Genomic DNA, 20,085 nt, shown 5'->3' with positions numbered 1-20,085 from the left:
TCACCAGATTTCGACTTCGCCTGCCACAGGCTGGGTCTTGAGGCGGTTGAGATAGGCGACTTCCTGCTCGTGCTCGGTGCTCTTCTGGCTCGACTGGACATGCTGGACCCAGGCCCGCCCGGTGGAAGGCTGGTAGTGGATGCGCCGCGAGCGCGTTCCGCCGACATCCTTGGATACGGTCGGAATGCCCTCGCGGTTGAGGAATTCGGTCACGAAGGCGATGTTGCCGTCGCCGATCGCCAGCATGGTCGCGCCCGACAGTACGCGCGCCCCGCCGAAGACCTTGGCCTCGAGATTGCTGCGCTTGGCGCCGCGCTTCAGCAGCCCGTTGATGAGCACTTCCATGGCGGTGTCGCCATAGCGCTCGCCCGCGCTCGCATCCGCGCTGCCATTGCTCTTCGGCAGCAGGAAATGGTTGAGGCCGCCGACCCCATTATGGGGATCGCGCATGCACACCGAGATGCAGGACCCCAGCACCGTCGCGACGATTTCGTCCCTGGCGGAGGTGATCTCGTGCTCGCCGGGGGCGACCGTGATGATCGTCGCCTCGAAGCGGGGATCGAAATAGCGACGGGAAGAACGCGCGACGCTCATGGAAGTCTCTCATAGATCGTACGGCCGATGAGGCGCAGTTGCGGATGAGGCTGTGGGAGCGATTCCGAGTGGCCGAGATAAAGGAATCCACCGGGCGCGAGCAGCGTGACGAAGCGGTCGAGGATCGAGGCCTTGGTCTGTGTGTCGAAGTAGATGAAGACGTTGCGGCAGAAGATCGCGTCGAACGGGCCGCTCATCGGCCAGCGGTCGATCAGGTTGAGCCGCTTGAAGGCGATCATCCGGCGCAGGTCGTCGCTGATGCGGCACTCGCCCCTGCCGGCATGCCCATCCAGCTTCAACAGCGGCTTGATGTCGGACGGCAGCCGGTCGAACTGTTCGCTCGAATAGACGGCCGTCTCCGCCTTCACGAGGATATCGGTATCGATGTCCGTGGCGAGGATCTTGAAGTCGACGTCGCTGCGTGAACCCAGCACGTCGCGCGAGACCGCCGCGATGCTGTAGGGCTCTTCGCCGGAGGAAGACGCCGAACACCAGATCCGGATGCGGCCCCGGCGTCCGCTGCGCTCCTGCACGAGGCGCGGCAGCACATCCTTGCGCAGATGGTCGAAATGGTGGCGCTCGCGGAAGAACGAGGTGTGGTTGGTCGTGACCGCGTTGATCAGTTCCGGGATCTCGTCGGCAGCCTGGGGCGTCTTCAGAAAGGCGCAGTATTCGGCGACGGAGTTCAGACCCAGCGCCTTGACGCGGCGCGCCAGCCGGCCGCGCGTCATCGCTTCCTTGTGCTCGCGGATGACGATGCCCGCCTGTTCATAGACGAGCTTCGAGATGAAACCCATGTCGTCGCGCGTCAGCGTGACGTCGGCGAACTGGGGCTGGACCACGGCGGCGCTGGATCTCGACATTCTTCCTAGAACTCCGCCCAGTCATCTGCACGCCCGCCGCTGGCGACACGCCGGCGTGGTTCCTGCCAGGATTTCGGCGCCGGCTCCGACCGGCGCGCTTCGTTGGCCCGCGGGACCGGCCGTGGGGCTGCCGCAGGAATTGGTGGCCGCGTCTGTCGGGCCGGCTCGACGGCCACGCGAAGCGGCGTCGGAGCGGCATGGCTGTCGCGGCCGACGGCATTATCGGCCCGGAAGAACGCAACGAGGCGCCGCAGCGCCGCGATCTCCGTCATCAATTCCGTCGCGGATGTCGCGCTCTGCTCGGCCAAGGCCGAATTCTGCTGCGTCGTCTCGTCCATGTGGGCGACAGCGCGGCTCATCTCGTCGATGCCGCTGGCCTGCTCGGCAGTCGCTCGCGAGATCTCCGCGACGGTCGTCGAGACCTTGCCCGCCGCCGCCACGATCCGTTCGAGTGCATCGCCGGTCGAGCGCACGAAACGCACGCCCTCGCCGACCTGCTCGTTGGAGCTGACGATCAACCCCTTGATGTCCTTGGCCGCCTGGCCGGAGCGCTGCGCCAGCGCACGCACCTCGGAGGCGACGACGGCGAAGCCCCTCCCCGCCTCGCCCGCTCGCGCCGCCTCGACGGCGGCGTTCAGCGCCAGCAGGTTGGTCTGGAAGGCGATGTCGTCGATCACCGAGACGATCTCGGAGATGCGTTCCGACGAGGTCTCGATGCGCTCGATCGCGCCGACGGCCTGCGCGACCACGTCCTTGCCGTCCTGGGCGACGCCCATCGCCTCGTTGGCGAGCTCGGTCGCCTCCCGCGAGCGGCTTGCGCTCTGCTTGACCGAAGCCGCGAGCTGCTCTGTCGTCGCTGCCGTCTCCTCGAGATTGGCCGCGGTCTGCTCCGTCCGGGCCGCGAGGTCGCCGGCCCCGGTATCGATCTCCGTCGCAGACCGCGCGACATTGCCGGCCGTGCCCTGGATCGTCGCGACGGTCTCGCCGAGATGTGCGAGCGCCGCATTCAGGCTGGACTTCAGTTCGGCCAGTCGGCCCCGGTAATTACCGGTCATGCGCTGGGTCAGGTCGCCCTCGGCCAGCCCGCCCACGACCGTCGTGAACTCGCCGACCGCGTTCTCGACCAGCGCGTTGATCTCGTTCATGCCTTCGGCGATGCGCAGCAGCGCATCAGGTTTGCCCGCGACCGGCACGCGCCGCGAAAAATCGCCCTCGACGGCGGCCGCGACCACGTCAGCGACCTCCGCGGCTGCGGCGAGCTCGTCGGTCAGCTCGAGCCATTCCACCGCGGTGCCGAGCCGGCGGCCGTCGGCATGCATCACCGGGGAGAGCGAGAGCGCCACCGTGCGGCGTCCGAGAGCGAAGCGGACCGCCTGCTGCTGGCTCTGGCGCAGCCCTGCCGGGCCCTGGATGCTCTCCATGACCTTGCCCAGCATGTCCTTGGCGGAGCAGCCGGGGAAGGCGGCGCGGAAATCCTCCTGCGCCTCCCCGAAGAAGCGGAGCAGGGAGTTGTTGACATAGACCACACGGCCTTGCGCGTCGCAGACCATGACACTGGTGCGGCAGCCGTCGAGCGCGGAGCGGATGCGGGCGGCCTCGACGCCGGAATCGTGCGTGGCCTTGAGCGCACGCGCGAGTTCACCGATCTCATCGCCGCGATCGGTGCCTGGAACGGCCATGTCCTCACCGGCAGCGAGCCGCCCCATCGCGATGCGCAGTGCGGAAACCGGGCGCTGGATCAACCGGGCCGCGGCCCAGATCGCCGCTCCGGCGACACCAAGTCCAGTTGCGCTCAGGGCAAGCAGCGACGCCCCATCCAGTCGCCCCAGGGCGGCCTGATAGGCAAGGCCGCCCGCCGTTCCCCCTGCGACGAGGGCGGTGGCGGCGAGCAGGAGCGGAAGCTCGAAGGGGAGTCGCGGGGAGGAACCGGGGACGCTGCCCATTGATGGTGTCGTTTCTTTTCTGGCCCGCGCTTTTCCCAACGCGACTCCTCGGGCCCTGGTCCTGTTCGGCGCTCAGCTTGCGCGGGCAAGCCGCGCCGGCGCTTCGGCCCCGCCGTCGCGGATGACGGCAGCGAGATCCAGCAGCGCCACGATGTCGGTGTCGAGCAGCACGAGGCCTTCAATCAGGCCGTGCTCGTCGCGCTCCAGATCGGGCGCCGGACGGACCGCGCTGACCGGCACGTCGACGATGTCGGAGACCGAGTCGACCAGCAGGCCGGCGACCTTGTCCTCGATGTCGACGACGACGATGACATGCGTCGCGGTCGCGTCGGTGGTGCCGAGGCCGATCGAGGTACGCAGGTCGTAGACCGCCAGGATCACGCCGCGCAGGTTGAGCACGCCCCGCACATGCGGAGCCGCATGCGGCAGCGGGGTCGTCGCCTGCCAGCCCTTGATCTCACGGACCATGCCGACATCGATGCCGAAGGTCCGGTCACCGACCTTGAAGGTGACGATCCGGCGCGCCGCCGATTCCGGCTGCGCCGACGAGAAGTGTTTTTCGCCGAGTTGCACGCTCATGGTCATCCAGCCAGTTTCATTTCGGTTGCAGGGTGGCGCTCGCTCGAAGCGGCGAGGCGAAGCATGGAGTCCACATCGAGGATCAGTGCGACGAGGCCGTCGCCCAGGATGGTCGCGGCCGATGCGCCGTGAACCGTGCCGTAATTGCCCTCGAGGCTCTTCACGACGACCTGCTGCTGCCCGACGATCTCATCGACGGCAATGCCGACATTATCGCCGCGCTCGGTCTCGGCGATAATGATGATGTTCTCGTTGGGCGTACCCGTCGAACCCATCAGGGCGCCAAGGCGATGCAACGGCGTGATCTCGCCGCGCCAGCGCAGTACCTCCTGGCCGAAGGTCAGGTGTTCGATCGGCGTCGAGGCCAGATGCTGCGTCTCGATCACGCTGGCGATCGGGATGACGTAGCGATCGTCGCCGCAGCGGATGACCATGCCTTCGAGCACCGCGAGCGTCAGTGGTAGGGCAAGCGTGAACTTGCAGCCCCTGCCCGGCTCGGAATCGACCGAGATGCGGCCACCGAGCGATTCGACGTTGCGGCGCACCACGTCCATGCCGACGCCGCGGCCCGAGATGTCGCTGACGGCCTCGGCCGTCGAGAGCCCGGCGGCGAAGATGAGCTGATCGATCTCTTCGGGTGCGAGCTTCTCGTCGGCGCCGACGAGACCGCGCGACTTGGCCTTCGCCAGCAGCCTGTCGCGGCCGATTCCGCGTCCGTCGTCGGTAACGGAGATGACGATGCGGCCGGCGCGGTGCTCCGCGATCAGCTTGATCGTGCCTTCTGGCGGCTTTCCGGCGGCGATGCGGTCTTCCGGCGTTTCGAGGCCATGATCCATCGAGTTGCGGATCATGTGGGTCAGCGGATCGGCCAGCTCCTCGATGATCGTCTTGTCGACCTCGGTGTTCTCGCCCTCAAGCACGAGGCGGACTTCCTTGCCGAGCGTCTGGGCGAGCTCGCGCACCAGGCGCGGCATGCGCTGGAACACCGCCTTCACCGGCTGGGCGCGGACCGCCATGACATGGTCCTGCAGCTCGCGCGTCTGGCGCGACAGCGTCAGGATGCCCTCGGCCGTCTTGGCGTAGACGTCGTAGGGCAGCGAGCGGACGCATTCGACCAGCATGGACTGGGTGATGACGATCTCGCCGACGAGATTCATCAGCTTGTCGATGCGGTCGAGGTCGACGCGCACGCTGACGGCCTGGCGCTGGCGCGCGGCGGCAGCGTCGTTGGCCGGGGCGCGAGCCGCAGCCTTCGCGGCGACCGGCGCTTCGACGGCCACCGGGGCCGGCACGGCGACGGGAGCCGGAGCGGCCGGCCGGATGTCGGGCTCGGCCGTCGTCGTCGAAGCGGGGCCGAGCTTGGCCAGGATGGCCGAAAGATCGGCCGCGACGGAGCCGGGCACCTCGGGGGCCGGCGGGGCGACGGGAGCAGCGGCGACCGGAGCCGCAACCGGCGCATCGTCGTTCGCTGCCGAGTCCGCGAGCACCTCGATCTCGAACTCCTCGGTGGCGAGGGTGAAATCGAAGCGGCTGCAGATCTCCTCGATCGACAGCTCGGTACGCATCGTCACGACGAAGCGCATCCAGCAATCGGAGACGTCGATCGTCTCCAGCATCGGCACATGACTGAGGTCGCAGGTGATCGAGACGATGTCGTCGGCCGGCAGCGAGGCGAACACCACGCGCGGCTCGATCACACGGCGGAACAGGTCGCTCTCGGGCGATATCCTCAGCACGACGTCACGGCCGGGCTTGGTGGGGGAGACCTTCGCGGCAGGCTCGTCGTCCCAGCCGAGGTCGGCAGCGGGCGCGCCCATGCCGGTCTTAGCCTCGACCATCGCGATCAGGTTGCCGAGCGCGGCCACGCCGAGCGGGGCGTCATTCGCCGACGCGGCAGGAGGAGCGGCAGGAGCGGAGGCAACGGGAGCCGGAGCAGACGGAGCGGGCGCGGGCGCCGGAGCGGCAGGCGCCGGCGCTGCGGCACCGGCTGGCTTGCCGACCTGCTCGAGCGCTTCCAGAAGATCAGGGCGCGCCCGGGCGGGCTCATCGTTGCGGGCCGCTGAAACGAGATCGGCCACCGCGTCCGAACAGCGCAGGAAGAGCGCGAAGGGCGCATCCTCGAGCGCGACCCGGCCCGACCTCAGATGATCGAGCGAGGCCTCGAAGACATGCGCGAAGGAGACGAGTTCGGTGCAGCCAAATGCGCCTGCGCCGCCCTTGATTGAATGGATCGCCCGGAAGGCGGCGTTGACGTCCTCGGGATCGGTCGAACCTTCATCCAGCGCCTGGAGGCGCTGTTCGAGCGCCCCCAGAAGCTCTTCGCACTCCTGAAAAAAGGTCTGCTTGAGTTCGGCCAACGGATCCATTGACGACAGCCTCAGTTCTGGTAGCGGGCGACGAGGCCGAGCAGGGTGTTGGGCTCGAATGGCTTGACCATCCAGGCGCTGGCGCCGGCGCGCCGGCCCTCCGCCTTGATTTCAGCGCCGTTTTCGGTGGTCAGCACAATGATCGGCGTGTTCTGGCCGGCAGGCCGCGCCCGGCAGGCCCGGGTGAACTCGATGCCGTCCATCAACGGCATGTTCAGGTCGGTGATCACGAGATCGGGCTTGAACTGGTCGAACTTCGCCAACCCGTCCTCGCCGTTCTCCGCCTCCGCCACCTCATGGCCGGCATTGCGCAGGGTCAGGCTCAGCAGGCTGAGCAATGTCTTGGTGTCGTCGATCGCTAGAATGCGCATTCATATCACTCCAGAACGAGAGCGCTGTGAGCGGAGTCGAAGCCGATCGCGCGCAGGGAATCGCGGCACTCTACCGACGCAGCCTTGAGCGAGACCGACAGCCCGCGCGCCTTGGCGCTGACCGCAGCCGAATGCAGCAGTTGAACCCAGAGGCTGGGCAGCGGCCCGGCTTCGGCACACTCGACGGCGATGCTTTCCTTCTGCTCCAGCGCGACGAGCAACTGGTTCCGGAAGGTTGCCGCTTCGGAGCGGCCCAGAAAGTTGGGGAGCGAGACGGTGATGACCACGGCGAATTGACCCAGGATTGCGCCACTCAACATCGGGGCGGACTGGTAAAAATTTCCCTAACCAGGGCACCGGGCGTCAACGTTTTGGGCGAAGCGATGGCAGGAAGTGCCGGGTTATGCCGCGATGCGGCATCGGCCCTCTGCGGCAGCGCGGCGGAAACGCACTTCGATGTCCGCCGAGCACCATGCACATCCGGAAGCGGCCGCGGATCGCTCTTTCAGAAGATCGCGTTGCTAATCGCGCGAGGCACGAGCGAGATGCTGCCGCTCGCCTCGCGATATTTGCGCGGGATGTTGATGATGCCTGACAGGTGCACCCAGAGATTGTTGGGCGAGATCGGCTTTGTGATGATCTCGTGAGCCCCAAGTTTCGCAGCCTGCACGACCGAACGCCTGTCCGGGCGCTCCATCATGACCAGGACCGGCGCCTTCGCGAAGGGCGAGGTCTTGAAGGAACGGATCGCCGCCAGGCATTTCGTGCTGCCATTGTCCGGCAGGTCCCAGTCGAGGATCACGATGTTCGGCTGCTTCTGGATGAACATCGTCGCGGCGGAAGCCAGATCCGAGGCCTCGAAGATCCGGCTGAGCTGGGCCTGATAGAGCATCGTGCGGACGATGCGTCGGTAATGCGGGCTCATGTCGATCAGGAGCACCGACAGATTGGGGAATGACGGCGCTATGTGCATGACGCGGGGCTCGACAACTCACTCAACCTGAAACCGACGCAACGCAAAACTCTGGCTGGATTAGACGTTGAGGCCGAAGCGGAAGCCACCCCAGTGCCGACCCTTGACCAGGATCGGAGCGGAGAGGTCTTCCATCACCAGGAACTGGCCGCCACCCATGTCGCGCCGGTAGGTCTGCAGCAAGAACGGCTTGCGGTTGCGCGCGGCCGCCAGCCCGGTCCGGTCGTCGAAGATGCGCCGATTGCGGCAATTGGCATTGTTCCAGACCGGATCCACGCCCTGGGGCTGGGCATACTTGCGGTTGTGCGTCGGCAGGAAGCCGTTGCGGTCCACTGCCGCGCAGAACACGATGCGGCGGTTGGACGTGAGCAGGGCCTCCTGGATCGGCGGCAGCACGCGGTCGCAGAGGGCAACGAAGCGCGTCATGTGCTGGACGGGATTGGTACCGGTGATCGGCTGGTATGACTCGTCGTAGAGGTCGGCCAGCGTCAGTTCGCCCCTGTCGAGCGCCTGCTCGAACAGCCCGCCGATCCGGACAGCGGTCTCCATCGCGGTGGCGATCAGTTCCGATTGCGCCGTCCGCACGCCCGAGGCGGCGATCGCGCCCAGGATCCCCTCGCTGATCGCGACCAGCGCATCGCCGCGTTGGGCTGCGCGCTCGAGGTTCTCGCTCGACTGGTCGACGCCATCGACCAGCGCCCGCAGGTCCACGCCAACCTTGGCGAAGGCGACTGCATTTTCCCGCGTCGGGTTCGAGATCGCGTCGATATCACCAATGAGATCGACGACCGAGCGACCGAAGCTGTCGAGTTCGCCCAGTTGCTGCGAGATCGACTGGCTCTCGTCGCGGGCACGCCGCGCCGTCGCGGCATTCTCGTCGCTCTTGCTCGCCAGCAGGTCGACCGACTTGACCAGGGCCTCGAGCTGTTTGGAGCTGAGCGCTGTGGCCTCGCGGGTCTGCTCCGAAAGGTGCTTGACCGCAGCCGCGATCACCGCGAAACCGCGCCCCGCTGCGCCGCTGCGCGCCGCCTCCACGCCGGCGTTGATCGACAACAGCTGGATCTCGCGCGTGATCGCCTGAATCGCATCGCTCGACGCCCGCACCTTGTGGGCATCGGCGACAGCCTGGGCCAAAGCCTCCGAAAGCGATTGTGCGCCCTGCGACAGGGCCTCGATGTCCGATTGTGCAGCGTTGAGGCCGACCTTGACCGCGCCGGTCACACGCTCGAGACCGTTGCGGACGACGGATGCGGTCGTCTGCGCGCCCTCGGCCGCCTGCTGAATGGATCGATTGGCCCGTGACACCTGCTCGACCGCAGTGACGACCCGATGGAGGCCGTCCGTCTGGCCTTCGAGCTGCCGTGTCACATCGCCGATGCGCCCGGAGATGTCGGTGATCTCCACCCCGAGCTTGCCGAAGCGTTCTGCGATCTCGCGAACGGCGGCCTCGGCGGAGGCTTCGGCCGGCCTGTCTTCATTGGCCGGCTCAAGGGCCTTCAGCGCGAGCGCATGCATGATCGGCGGGTCCTTTTCGGGCCTCGGTAATTCGATCAGGACGCTAGCAAAACGCAGTAAATCGAGCGTTAATGCAACTTTCTGGAGAATTCCCGGCCATTCGTCGAACCGCACAGCGTCCTGTTATGTCGACGGGCCACGAAAGTCGCGTCGTTCCCGAAGTACGAGGTCGGCCAAGCCGCATACCCGTTGCATCCGCCCACGCGCTTCCCGCATAACCTTAGGGTAAGGCGGCACCCGACGCCGCCATTGGAGGATCCCATGATCGCCGCATCTCCCCTCTCCCGCCGCTCACTGCTCGGATTCGGCGCCGCCGCCATCGCCGTCGCCGCCGCTCCGAAGGTCTGGGCCCAGGCCGCCGCGCCGGCCGCTCCCACCGGGCCGTTCTCGCTGCCGAAGCGCGCCTACGAGGCCGCCGCGCTGGAGCCGCATATCGACACGACGACGATGGATATCCACTACACCCGGCACCATGCCGCCTTCATCGCCGGGCTGAATGCCGCCGCCAAGGACAATGGCGTGCTCGCCACCAAGCCGATCAACGAGCTCCTCGGCGATATCACCAATCTGCCGGAAGCCGTCCGCGTCGTGATCCGGAATGCCGGTGGCGGGCACGCCAACCACAGCATGTTCTGGGAGATCATGGGGCCGGGGGCCGGCGGCGTGCCGACCGGCGATGTCGCGGCCGCGATCACCAAGGACCTCGGCGGCTTCGACAAGTTCAAGGCCGATTTCGAGAGCGCGGGCCTGCGCGTCTTCGGCTCAGGCTGGGTCTTCGTCACCGTCGACAAATCCGGCAAGCTCGCGCTGCTCGCCAAGCCCAACCAGGATAGTCCGTTGATGGACAAGCAGATGGTCCTGATGGGCAACGACGTCTGGGAACACGCCTATTACCTGAAGTACCAGAACCGCCGCGCCGACTACCTCAAGGGCTGGTGGAACGTGGTCAACTGGGCGAAGGTCAATGAGCGCTACGCCGCAGCCAAGGCCGGCAAGTTGACCGTCTGAGCCCTCGCACCTTGACGCAGATCACGATGCCCGGCCGCAAGGCCGGGCATTTTGTTGCTCTCGCAGTCCAGGCGCGGTCGCCGCTCTTGCGGAGTGGAAGGGCAATCTCTAATTTAGAATCATTCTAAATTAGAGATACCATCATGCTCTCTCGCTTTTCCCTGCCGAGCTTCGGCGGCAAGCGCCGCTTCGACGACCTCTCCGAAAAGGAGATCCTCGCTCTCGCGATATCGTCCGAGGAGGAGGACGGCCGCATCTATGCGACCTACGCCCAGACGCTGCGGGCGGCCTACCCCGCCTCGGCGGCGATCTTCGACGGCATGGCGCAGGAGGAGGACGGCCACCGCCAGCGCCTGCTCGCGCTTTATCGGCAGCGCTTCGGCGACGTCGTCCTACCGATCCGCCGCGAGCATGTCGCCGACTTCTACGCCCGCAAGCCGATCTGGCTCGTCGAGAACCTCGGGCTCGAGCGCATTCGTCAGGAAGCTGCCGACATGGAGCGGCAGGCGCGGGATTTCTATGTCGCAGCCGCCGGCCGCTCGACCGATGTCGACACACGCACGCTGCTCGGGACTCTGGCCGCAGCTGAAGCGGGGCACGAAGCGAAGGCACAGTCCCTGACCGCCGAGAAGCTCGGTGGCGAGAGCCGCTCGCAGGAGGACCTCGCCGCCAAGCGCCAGTTGGTCCTCACCTGGGTCCAGCCCGGCCTCGCCGGATTGATGGACGGCTCGGTCTCGACGCTGGCGCCGATCTTCGCCACGCCCTGCCCTATCTCATCCCGCATTTCTGGACGGCGACGGCGATCGCCTTGGTCGTGGTGTTCGTAGAGCTCTGGGCCATCGTCTGGATCCAGAACCGCTACATGGAGACACCCTTCCTGCGCGCCGCCTTCCAGATCGTGCTGGGCGGAAGCCTCGTGCTGGCGGCCGGCATCCTCATCGGCGGGGCATGAGGACTACCGGCATCACAAGCCCGGTGCCCTCGCCTCGCACACTCCGGCTTTCTGCAATGCGAATGCGGCCCGCAGGCAGAGATCCTCGCGCCAGGGTGCGGCGATGATCTGCACGCCGATCGGCAGGCCCATTCCGAACACCGGAACCGCTGCAACCGGCAGGCCGATCGCCGAGACCGGCTGAGTGAACAGTCCGAGATTGGGCCGCAGCGGCACGGTCTCGCCGCGCAGCTCCAGAACCTTCTGCCCAATGCGCGGCGCCGGACAGGGCGTCGCTGGCGCGATGATCAGGTCGACATCGGCGAAGACCTTCAACATCTCGTCGTGGAACCAGTGCCGCGCCCTCTGCGCCTGGACATACCAGGCCGCCGGCAGCATCGCTCCCGCCAGGAAGCGGTCCCGCGTCTCGGGATCGAAGTCGTCAGCCCGCTGACGCAGGCGGTCGAGATGGAAGGTCGAACTTTCGGCATTGGTGATCAGGAAGGCGGCGGCCCGCGCAATGCCGGCTCCCGCCAGTTCGAACGTCCGGGTAGTTCCGAGCCCCCTCGCCACGGCGGCGACAGCCGCTTCCGCCTCCGGCATCCCCTCCGTCGAGAAATGCCCGCCAGCGATCGCGATCCGCAGATCGCCGACCCCGCGCTGCAACGAGGTCAGCGTCGGCTCCACCGGCAGCTGCGCGCAATGGGGATCCTCGGGATCAGCGCCCTGCAGCAGGTCATAGGCCATCGCCAGATCGGTGACGTCCCGCGCGAACGGCCCGAGATGATCGAGCGAGTCGCAGAAGGGAAAACTGCGGGTGCGCGGAAGCCTGCCATAGGTGGGCTTGAGCCCGAAGACGCCGCAGAGGGAAGCCGGGACCCGGATCGAGCCGTTGGTGTCGGAGCCCAGCGACAAAGGCGCGAGCCCGGCCGCCGTGGCAGCACCCGATCCCGAGGAGGAACCTCCGGCCATCCGCGCCGGGTCGTGCGGATTGCGGCCTGGCCCGTCATGGGCGTTCTCGCCGGTGAAGTCATAGGCGTACTCGCCCATGTTCAGCCCGCCGAGCAGAACCGCGCCCGCCGCCGTCAGCCGCTCGACCAGCGCCGCGTCGCGCGTGGCCACAGCGCGGTCGCGGTTGATCTTGGAGCCCGCCTTGGTCGGAAGGCCCCTGATGTCGAACAGGTTCTTGGCGGCGAAGGGCACGCCGGCCAGCGGGCCGAGCGCCTTGCCCGCCGCGCGAGCCAGATCGATGCCGCGCGCCTGCTCCAGAGCACGTTGCGCGGTGACGTCGGTGAAGGCATTGACGACAGGATTGACCTTGTCGATGCGGGCCAGGAAGGCCCCGGTCACCGTTTCGGCGGAAAGCCCGCCTTCCCTGATCTCGGTCGCGATGCGGTGGGCCGGCGTGAAGACGTCGAAACTCACGAAGCGTCTCCACGCGGAGCGCCTGGCCGAAAGACAGGCGCGAGTTCGAGCGAGGCGGAGTCGAGCGGCGCGGTGCGCACGATCTCGGACATTGCCTGCGCGATGGCGATGAATTGCAGCACAACTGGCCGCTGCTCGGCGGTGATCGTCAGGCCGAGCGCCGGCGCCATCGCATCGAGATGGCGGGCGGCGTCGAAGCCGCCCCCCGCATCGGACTTGCTCATTCGGCCGGCTCCAGCTTGGCGTGTGGCTCTGTGGTCATCGTCTTGATGGCGGGTTCGCCGGCCAGCGCCTTCGCGCAGTAATAGAGGAACCCCGCGACCATCGCATAGGCGAGGCTGATCGAGGGCGTCACGCCCAGCCCCTTGCCGATGCCGATCGCCTCGCCGTGCATCAGCCCGAAATAGGTCAGAACAGCACCGGCTGCAGCGAAGGCCGCCGCCTGCATGAACTGCTTCTCGATCACGAAGACGGCGATGGCGCCGAGCACGAGGCCCGACAAAATCGCGCCGCCGCCCATCAGTTCGAGCCCGTGATAGAGCACGCCCATATTCGCCATCTTGTCGAGGCCGACTGCCGCCGCATTGGTGCCGGCCGCCCCGAGTGCACCGTCGATCAGGACCTTCGCCCAGGCTGCGAGATGCGGCGTGATCGCCAGCACGATCGCCGGAGCATGGCTCGCGGGCGTGGTCTGGAAGGCCTGCGCCCCGATCAGCATGCCGATGTAGAGCAGGATCGGCGAGATCGCGACGATCGGGATCAACGCCAGCAAGAGCGCGATGATGCCGAACCAGCACAGGGCGATGACGATCATTCCGGTCGCGGCCGAATAGCCGATGCGACCGCCCATCGCCTTCCAGCCGGGATGGCCGATATAGACCGCGTTGATGAAGGGGTTGCCCATCAGGCAGCCGATCAGCGAGACGACGCCGTCGGCCGTCAGCACCCGCGTGGTCGGGTAATGGTCGCCCGCCGCCTCCGCGCTCTCGACATTGTCCATCGCCTCGACGAGGTCATAGATGCCGAAGGGGATCGCCGTGACCAGGATGATCCCGAGATAGCTGAAGCCCGAGAAGACGTGGTCGAAGGCTGGCAAGGGCAGCGAAAAGCCGAAATTCGTGAAGGCAGCGCCGAGCTTGGCCAGCGACAGCCCTCCGACATCGAGCCCGAGGGCGGCCCCGCCCCAGGCGACGACCATGCCGAAGGCGATCGCAACGAGCCCCGCGGGAATGCCGCGCGGATAGCGCAGCCCGCCGAACCAGCTCACCAGGATGATCGCAAGGCAGACCAGACCGATCGCAGGCGTGAGGAAGATCTCCAACGCCGGCCGCATCGAGATGAAGGCGATCGAGACACCCGCCAGCGTGCCGAGCAGGGCGGCGCGCGGCGTGATCTTGCGGATGTACGGCGCGATGAAACCGCCAAGCATCAGGATGAAGCTCTGGAAGAAGACCCATACCAGGCCGGCCTCCCAGCCCTTGATCGGATCACCGGTCATGCTCGCGATCGGCAGCATGATGACGAAGGTGACGACGAACATATGCGGCACGCTGATGCCGGAGGGGAGCGCGCAGACATCGTCGCGCCCGGTCTCCTTCGCGAGCTTCCAGGCGAGATAGGCGTAGTACCCAGTCGAGAGGAACATCATCAGCCCGAGCGCCGGCAGGATGCGGCCGAAGACGATCTCGGAGGGCATCTTCAGCACGAATTGCAGCAGGCCGGTCAGCACCAGCAGGTTGACCAGGATGTTTGTCCCGAAGCCGAACAGGGCGTTCCAGTCGCCCGGGGTCCAGAGTTTCGGTGAGGTCGTCGTCGCCGTCGTGGTCGTCGCCATGTCCCCTCCCTCGCCGCGCTCAGGCGGCCCGCTCCGTGGCGGCGAGCGCCGCCAGCACATCCGACGTTGTCGAAACCCAGCCAAAGATCCCGCCCTGGGCCGCGATCATCCGCAGGCCGACCTCGTGGAACTCCGGGAAATAGGAGGCGCAGGCATCGCCGAGCACGAGGCAGCGATAGCCCCGGTCGTTGGCCTCGCGCACGGTGGTATGGACACAGACTTCGGTGGTGACGCCCGTCACCATCAGCGTCTCGATGCCGCGATTGCGCAGCATCAGGTCGAGATCGGTCTGGTAGAAGGCGCCCTTGCCGGGCTTGTCGATGACCGGCTCATCCGGCAATGGCGCGAGCGCGGGAATGATGTCGTGGCCCGCCTCGCCGCGGATCAGGATGCGCCCCATCGGCCCGCAGGCGCCGATGCGCTTTTCGGCCGGGCCGCGCAGAACCTTGGCCGGCGGCGCGTCGGACAGGTCAGGGCGATGACCCTCGCGCGTGTGGATCACCAACATCCCGGCGGCCCGCGCTCTCGCGAGAATCGCCCGGCAGGGCTCGACGGCCGCGACCAGCCGGGAGACGTCGTTACCCAGCGCAGCCCCGAAGCCGCCTGGCTCCAGAAAGTCCCGCTGCATGTCGATGATAACGAGCGCCGTCCGCGCAAAATCCACGCTGAGCGGGAAGGGCTGGGCTGGAATATCGAAGCGGCTCACGGCAAGCGCCCCCGATCGCGGACGAACGGAACAGGCTTTGCAAGGGCCATGCCTGAGACGGAGTCATGCGACGAGCGCGGAATCGAGATCTCAGCAACACCATTCAGATCATTGGGATCGCAATGGAATCCTGCGGAATCGAAATCTCAGCTTCGACGCGGCTCCGCTCGCCGCGAGACGCCAAGCCACATCGTTGGCGGTTCGTTGCATAATCTTTGTATGCATGTTGAAAAAATATGCCCGCTTCATGGGCATGCCGATTGAGAGGGCATAGTGCCGACGCTGACCCGCATCCTTGCCGACCATCTGGACGGCCGCTCCACCATCCCGCAGACCGTCGCGGCCTGTTACGCCCGCCACCTCGCCCATGGCGATGCAGCAATCTTCATCTCCTTGCGCCCCGAGGCCGAGGTCCTGGCGGAAGCGGAGCGGCTGCAGGCGGAAGGCCCGCTCGGCCGCAAGCTCTGGGGCATCCCCGTCGCTGTGAAGGACAACATCGACGTCACGGGCTTGCCGACCACGGCCGCCTGCCCAGCCTACGCCTATCAGCCGGCGCGGGACGCGAGCGTCGTCGCCAGGCTGCGGGCCGCAGGGGCGATCATCATCGCCAAGACGAATCTCGACCAGTTCGCCACCGGCCTGAACGGCACGCGCTCACCCTATGGCGTTCCGCTCAACACGCTGCGTGCCGATCTCGTCCCCGGCGGCTCCAGTTCCGGCTCCGCCAGCGTGGTCGCGGCCGGGATCGTGCCGGTGGCGCTCGGTACCGACACGGCCGGTTCCGGTCGCGTCCCCGCAGGACTGCAGAACATCGTCGGCCTGAAACCCAGCCTCGGCGTCGTCCCGACCGCGGGGGTGGTCCCCGCCTGCCGCACCCTGGATTGCGTCTCGGTCTTCGCGCTGACAGTCGAGGATGCCTGGGCCGTGCTCGATGTGGTCGCCGGTCCGGACGGGAGCGACCCATTCTCGCGTCCGGTCCCCCTCGGCCACCCCGGTGCCGTTCCACCGAAAACCCGCATCGCCGTGCCCCGCCCCGAGGATCTCGACTTCGCCGGCGATGCCGATGCCAAGGAGAGCTTCGCGCTGGCGATCGAACGCGCGCTGGCCCTCGGCGCCGAGATCGTTCCGCTCGAGATGGCCCCGCTCTACGAGACCGCGCGGCTGCTCTATGAGGGCCCCTGGGTCGCCGAGCGTTTCCTGGCGATTCGCGACCTGCTGGACAAGGATCCGGACGCCATCCTGCCGGTGATCCGCACCGTCATCGCCGGCAAGCCGCTCCCGGACGCGGCCGAAACCTTCGCCGCGCGCTATCGCGTCGCGGAACTGGCGCTGGCTGCAAAAGCCGCTTTCAAGGGCATCGACGCGTTGATGGTGCCGACTGCGCCGCGGCCGGTGACGCTTGCGGAAATGGCCGCCGACCCGATCGGGATGAACTCGCTGCTCGGTCGCTACACCAATTTCGTCAATCTGCTCGACATGTGCGCGCTCGCCGTGCCGGTCAGCCTGGCGTTCGACGGCACCGCCGCAGGCGTCACGCTGATCGCCCCCTCCGGACATGATGCAGTGCTCGCCGGCTTCGGCCGCGCCCTTCACGAAGCCGCCGACCTCCCCCTGGGAGCGACCGACCTGCCCTATCCGTCCCCGACAGCGCTTCCGGTCAGGGCCGCGCCGGATGCGATCGAGATCGCCGTCGTCGGCGCGCATCTCTCGGGCATGCCGCTGAATGGCGAACTGACACGCCTCGGAGGGACCTTCCTCCGCGCCACCATGACGACGCAGGATTACCGTCTCTTCGCCCTGCCGGGAGGTCCGCCGGCCCGCCCGGGCCTCATCCGGGCGGGAGAAGGCGGTGCGGCAATCGCATTGGAGGTATGGTCGCTGCCGCCGGAAGGCTTCGGCCGCTTCGTCGCCGGCATCCCCTCGCCGCTCGGCATCGGCACGCTGGCTCTGGCCGACGGCACGCGGGTCAAGGGCTTTCTCTGCGAGACCATCGCGACCGAGGGAGCCCGCGACGTCACGGAATTCGGCGGCTGGAGGGCCTTTGTTGCGGCCCAGGCAAGGGCGGGCTGACGATGGGGCTGGCGATCAGAGCCGCCGCTCATCGCGTCCCGGCATAGCTCCGGAACGCGTCCCTGACGATGCCGATATGGGCGCGCATCGCCTCGTTCGCCGCCGTCTGGTCGCCGCGCAGGATCGCCTGCACGATCAGGTCGTGCTCCTGATAGGAGCCACCGAGCCGGCCCGTCGCACGGAACTGGGCGCGGCGGAACGGCGCGACGCGGATGCGCGTCATCAGGGTCAACTCGGCCAGGTAGCCATTGTGCGAGCCGGCATAGATCGCGGCGTGGAAGGCCTCGTTCTTCTCGTGGTAGCTCGCCGGATCGCCCTCATGCACGAGGACGCGCAGTTGTTCGTGCAAGGTCTCGAGCCCGCAACGCTCGGGCACGGTCATGTTGCGCGCAGCGAGCCCGGCGCAAAGCGCCTCCAGCTCGGCCATCGCCTCGAACATGTCGTTGAGCTGGGCCGGCGTCGGCAGGGCGACGACCGCGCCGCGATGCGGCCGCACGCTGACAAGTCCGGAAGCTGAAAGCTGACGGATCGCCTCGCGCACGGGCGTCCGCGACACCCCAAAGCGGGCCGCGAGATCCTGCTCGTCGAGTGGCATGCCGGGCTCCAGCACACCCGAGACGATCTCGTCGGCGATCTGCAGCCGCAACGCCTCGGTGCGCGTCAGCCTTGCGGCGGGTGGATCAGGCGTCAGGACGATGGCGGCGTGGCGCGGCATGAAGACTGAACTCGAGACGTCGAAGGCGCGCCGCTGGAACGGCAGGGCGCGACGGCGGGATCATCGGACGGAAGCGTTCATTCGGCAATCGCGCTGACATGCGCGGCGACCACGCGCCAGCCTTCCGGAAACTTGACCCAGGTCTGGCTCTGGCGGCCGACCTTTCCGGCCATGCTCTCGCGCCGGAACAAGGTGTTGGCAGTCGCCATGTCATTGCCATAGGTGGTGATGACCGTGCGCTCGATCGTCCGCGTGAGCCCCACGGGCGAGCGCGCGGAGCGGAAGGCCGCGATCTCGCCGAAGCCGTAGAGGTTTTCCGCCATGCCGTAGCGGATCGTCTCCGGCGCATCCTTGAAGGATGCATCGAGCACCGCGACATCGTTCTCGCCCAGCGCCTTCTCATAAGCCATGAATGCGGCCTCGACTTCAGCCACAACGGCGGGGTCATTGATCTTCATCGTCTGTCTCCAGTCCGCGCGGGCGCTCACAGCGGCGGATGCGGAATCGCCGTCAGCAGTTCCTTCGTATACTCCGCCTTCGGGTCGCCCAGCACCTCCTCGGCCGTGCCCTGCTCGACGATCGCGCCCGTCCTCATCACGATCACCCGGTCGCAGAGCAGGCGCACGACGTTGAGGTCATGCGAGACGAAGAGGTAGCTCATCCCGAGCCGGCCCTTCAGCTCCTCGAGCAGGTTAAGCACGACCGCCTGCACGGAGACGTCGAGCGCTGCCGTCGGCTCGTCGAGAATGACGAGGTCGGGATCGAGCGCGATGGCGCGGGCGATGCCAACGCGCGCCTTCTGTCCGCCCGAAAGCTGGTGCGGAAAGCGATCGATCAATTCGACCGGCAGCCCGACCAATCGCGCCAGCTCCTCGCAGCGCGCCCGCAGCGCATCGCGCCCGGAGATCGAGCCCATGCGCAGGATCGGGTCGACGATCGCCCGCTCGGCGGTGAAGCGCGGATTGAGGCTATCGGTCGGGTCCTGGAACACCATCTGGATGCGCCGGCGGTGCGGTGAGGCCGCAAACTGCTTGGCCGGGATCGCGCCGATGTCCATACCGTCGAAGATGATACGGCCAGCGCTCGGATCGATCAGCCGGGTGATCATCATCGAGGTCGTCGACTTGCCGCAGCCGGATTCGCCGACGAGGCCAAGTGTCTCGCCCCTGGCGACGGTAAAGCTGATGCCATCGACCGCGCGGAAGGCCGGTTTCTCGGGCTCGGCCTTTCCCATGAGCTTGGCGAGAAGGGAACCCGTCGCCGGCCTTGGATACTCCTTCACCAGGTTCTCGACACGCATCAGCGGCTCGGCCCCTGGCACAGGCGCGGAGCGCGGCACTGCAGCCTGCGCCGGCTGCGCCTTCGGCGCATCCGGCAGCAGGTCGCGAAGGCTCATGCCGATGCGCGGCGTCGCCTTCATCAGCTTGCGGGTATAGGGGTGCTGCGGATTGCGGAAGATCTCGCCGGCGGCCGCCGTCTCGACCACGACGCCCTTCTCCATCACCACGACCTTGTCGCAATAGGCGGCGGCGAGCCCCAGATCATGCGTGATCAGGATCGTCGACATGCCGCGCTCGCGCGTCAATTCGACGATCAGGTCCATCACCGCCTTCTGGGTGGTCACATCGAGGCCTGTCGTCGGCTCGTCCGCGATCAGGAGCTGCGGCTGGCAGGCGAGCGCGAGCGCGATCACGACGCGCTGGCACATGCCGCCGGAGAGCTCGAAGGGATAGGCGTCGTAGCGTTCCTGCGGCCGCGCGATCTTGACCTTTTCCAGCGCCTCGATCGCCTTCTCGCGTGCTGTCGCGCGTGTCGCCTGGACATGCTCGAGCAGCACGTCCTCGATCTGCTTGCCGACCTTCCGGATCGGGTTCAAAGCGGCGCGCGGGTTCTGGAAGATCATCGAGATCTCGCGCCCGCGCAGATCGCGCATCTGCGATTCCGGCGCGCTGACGAGGTCCATGCCGGAGAAGGTGATCGAGCCCTCCGCGACCTTGCCGGCCCGGTCGAGGATGCGCACCACCGCATAGGAGGTCACCGACTTGCCGGAGCCGGATTCGCCGACGATAGCGACCGTCTCGCCCTTGCCGACGCTGATGTCGATCGCCTTGACGGCCTTGACCGTGCCGCGGCGCGTCGCGAACTCGACGGTGAGGTTCCGGATGTCGAGGAGCGGTACAGGAATCACGGCA

18 protein-coding genes and 1 pseudogene are annotated in these 20,085 nt (G+C 67.2%); 3 read left to right on the top strand and 16 right to left on the bottom strand.

The window, feature by feature from the left end; all coding sequences use genetic code 11:
* From VGN82_RS23775 to VGN82_RS23735, 9 genes are all read right to left on the bottom strand, one after another.
* Positions 1-594, bottom strand: a complete 594-nt coding sequence (locus tag VGN82_RS23775) for a chemoreceptor glutamine deamidase CheD (protein WP_327529550.1) — start codon at positions 592-594, stop codon at positions 1-3.
* Complete coding sequence (locus VGN82_RS23770) at positions 591-1,457, bottom strand: CheR family methyltransferase (RefSeq protein ID WP_327529549.1); 867 nt, start codon at positions 1,455-1,457, stop codon at positions 591-593. The genes VGN82_RS23775 and VGN82_RS23770 overlap by 4 nt, the downstream gene beginning before the upstream one ends.
* Positions 1,458-1,462: 5 nt before the next feature.
* Positions 1,463-3,400 carry a methyl-accepting chemotaxis protein gene (locus tag VGN82_RS23765; RefSeq protein WP_327529548.1) on the bottom strand — a complete coding sequence of 646 codons (1,938 nt, stop codon included), beginning with the start codon at positions 3,398-3,400 and terminating at the stop codon, positions 1,463-1,465.
* Between the two features lie 72 nt (positions 3,401-3,472).
* Positions 3,473-3,985, bottom strand: coding sequence for a chemotaxis protein CheW (locus VGN82_RS23760; protein WP_327529547.1), 513 nt, complete (start codon positions 3,983-3,985; stop codon positions 3,473-3,475).
* Positions 3,982-6,345 carry a chemotaxis protein CheA gene (locus VGN82_RS23755; protein ID WP_327529546.1) on the bottom strand — a complete coding sequence of 788 codons (2,364 nt, stop codon included), beginning with the start codon at positions 6,343-6,345 and terminating at the stop codon, positions 3,982-3,984. Before VGN82_RS23755 ends, VGN82_RS23760 begins: the two co-directional genes overlap by 4 nt.
* Positions 6,346-6,356: 11 nt before the next feature.
* Complete coding sequence (locus VGN82_RS23750; protein WP_054210774.1) at positions 6,357-6,716, bottom strand: response regulator; 360 nt, start codon at positions 6,714-6,716, stop codon at positions 6,357-6,359.
* Between the two features lie 5 nt (positions 6,717-6,721).
* On the bottom strand, positions 6,722-7,003 hold the full coding sequence (locus tag VGN82_RS23745) for an STAS domain-containing protein (protein ID WP_327529545.1): 282 nt from the start codon (positions 7,001-7,003) through the stop codon (positions 6,722-6,724).
* 218 nt (positions 7,004-7,221) lie between these two features.
* The gene (locus VGN82_RS23740) at positions 7,222-7,689 is read right to left on the bottom strand and encodes a response regulator (protein WP_327529544.1); all 468 of its coding nucleotides are present in this window, start codon (positions 7,687-7,689) and stop codon (positions 7,222-7,224) included.
* Positions 7,690-7,749: 60 nt separating this feature from the next.
* Complete coding sequence (locus tag VGN82_RS23735; RefSeq protein ID WP_327529543.1) at positions 7,750-9,204, bottom strand: methyl-accepting chemotaxis protein; 1,455 nt, start codon at positions 9,202-9,204, stop codon at positions 7,750-7,752.
* A 261-nt stretch (positions 9,205-9,465) separates the two neighbouring features.
* Between VGN82_RS23735 and VGN82_RS23730 the strand changes: the two genes are divergently transcribed.
* Complete coding sequence (locus tag VGN82_RS23730; protein ID WP_327529542.1) at positions 9,466-10,212, top strand: superoxide dismutase; 747 nt, start codon at positions 9,466-9,468, stop codon at positions 10,210-10,212.
* Between the two features lie 143 nt (positions 10,213-10,355).
* Positions 10,356-11,164 (top strand): annotated as a pseudogene (locus VGN82_RS23725) (ferritin family protein).
* Positions 11,165-11,176: 12 nt separating this feature from the next.
* Here VGN82_RS23725 and VGN82_RS23720 read toward each other — a convergent pair.
* The 4 genes from VGN82_RS23720 to VGN82_RS23705 are packed head-to-tail and all read right to left on the bottom strand — an operon-like array spanning position 11,177 to position 15,108.
* Positions 11,177-12,568 (bottom strand): AtzE family amidohydrolase, encoded by a 1,392-nt coding sequence (locus tag VGN82_RS23720; RefSeq protein WP_327529541.1) that lies wholly within the window; start codon positions 12,566-12,568, stop codon positions 11,177-11,179.
* Complete coding sequence (locus tag VGN82_RS23715; RefSeq protein ID WP_327529540.1) at positions 12,565-12,792, bottom strand: DUF4089 domain-containing protein; 228 nt, start codon at positions 12,790-12,792, stop codon at positions 12,565-12,567. Before VGN82_RS23715 ends, VGN82_RS23720 begins: the two co-directional genes overlap by 4 nt.
* Entirely contained in the window at positions 12,789-14,402 is a 1,614-nt protein-coding gene (locus tag VGN82_RS23710) for a regulator (RefSeq protein WP_327529539.1), read from the bottom strand. The genes VGN82_RS23715 and VGN82_RS23710 overlap by 4 nt, the downstream gene beginning before the upstream one ends.
* A gap of 19 nt (positions 14,403-14,421) precedes the next feature.
* Positions 14,422-15,108: a cysteine hydrolase family protein gene (locus VGN82_RS23705; RefSeq protein WP_327529538.1), complete on the bottom strand. Its 687-nt coding sequence runs from the start codon at positions 15,106-15,108 to the stop codon at positions 14,422-14,424.
* Between the two features lie 270 nt (positions 15,109-15,378).
* On the opposite strand from VGN82_RS23705, the gene atzF reads away from it, so the two are divergent.
* Entirely contained in the window at positions 15,379-17,178 is a 1,800-nt protein-coding gene (gene atzF, locus VGN82_RS23700; protein ID WP_327529940.1) for an allophanate hydrolase, read from the top strand.
* 28 nt (positions 17,179-17,206) lie between these two features.
* On the opposite strand, the gene VGN82_RS23695 is transcribed toward atzF, so the two are convergent.
* The 3 genes from VGN82_RS23695 to VGN82_RS23685 form a co-directional block, all read right to left on the bottom strand.
* Positions 17,207-17,893, bottom strand: coding sequence for a GntR family transcriptional regulator (locus VGN82_RS23695; RefSeq protein WP_327529537.1), 687 nt, complete (start codon positions 17,891-17,893; stop codon positions 17,207-17,209).
* Between the two features lie 77 nt (positions 17,894-17,970).
* Complete coding sequence (gene hpxZ, locus VGN82_RS23690) at positions 17,971-18,351, bottom strand: oxalurate catabolism protein HpxZ (protein ID WP_327529536.1); 381 nt, start codon at positions 18,349-18,351, stop codon at positions 17,971-17,973.
* Between the two features lie 26 nt (positions 18,352-18,377).
* The gene (locus VGN82_RS23685) at positions 18,378-20,081 is read right to left on the bottom strand and encodes an ABC transporter ATP-binding protein (RefSeq protein ID WP_327529535.1); all 1,704 of its coding nucleotides are present in this window, start codon (positions 20,079-20,081) and stop codon (positions 18,378-18,380) included.
* Positions 20,082-20,085 lie beyond the last annotated feature (4 nt).

The organism is Allobosea sp. (genome assembly GCF_035999205.1).
In the GTDB taxonomy this organism is placed as follows: Bacteria; Pseudomonadota; Alphaproteobacteria; order Rhizobiales; family Beijerinckiaceae; genus Allobosea.
Note: the sequence above shows the minus strand (reverse complement) of the source record. Positions and strands in the feature narration are given on the sequence as shown.

Coding starts and splice junctions, on each gene's coding strand:
- VGN82_RS23755 (WP_327529546.1), bottom strand. CDS start 6,345: ATGGATCCGTTGGCCGAACTCAAGCAGACCTTTTTTCAGGAGTGCGAA.
- VGN82_RS23760 (WP_327529547.1), bottom strand. CDS start 3,985: ATGACCATGAGCGTGCAACTCGGCGAAAAACACTTCTCGTCGGCGCAG.
- VGN82_RS23710 (WP_327529539.1), bottom strand. CDS start 14,402: ATGGCGACGACCACGACGGCGACGACGACCTCACCGAAACTCTGGACC.
- VGN82_RS23770 (WP_327529549.1), bottom strand. CDS start 1,457: ATGTCGAGATCCAGCGCCGCCGTGGTCCAGCCCCAGTTCGCCGACGTC.
- VGN82_RS23775 (WP_327529550.1), bottom strand. CDS start 594: ATGAGCGTCGCGCGTTCTTCCCGTCGCTATTTCGATCCCCGCTTCGAG.
- VGN82_RS23750 (WP_054210774.1), bottom strand. CDS start 6,716: ATGCGCATTCTAGCGATCGACGACACCAAGACATTGCTCAGCCTGCTG.
- VGN82_RS23735 (WP_327529543.1), bottom strand. CDS start 9,204: ATGCATGCGCTCGCGCTGAAGGCCCTTGAGCCGGCCAATGAAGACAGG.
- VGN82_RS23765 (WP_327529548.1), bottom strand. CDS start 3,400: ATGGGCAGCGTCCCCGGTTCCTCCCCGCGACTCCCCTTCGAGCTTCCG.
- VGN82_RS23730 (WP_327529542.1), top strand. CDS start 9,466: ATGATCGCCGCATCTCCCCTCTCCCGCCGCTCACTGCTCGGATTCGGC.
- VGN82_RS23740 (WP_327529544.1), bottom strand. CDS start 7,689: ATGCACATAGCGCCGTCATTCCCCAATCTGTCGGTGCTCCTGATCGAC.
- VGN82_RS23695 (WP_327529537.1), bottom strand. CDS start 17,893: ATGCCGCGCCACGCCGCCATCGTCCTGACGCCTGATCCACCCGCCGCA.
- hpxZ (WP_327529536.1), bottom strand. CDS start 18,351: ATGAAGATCAATGACCCCGCCGTTGTGGCTGAAGTCGAGGCCGCATTC.
- VGN82_RS23715 (WP_327529540.1), bottom strand. CDS start 12,792: ATGAGCAAGTCCGATGCGGGGGGCGGCTTCGACGCCGCCCGCCATCTC.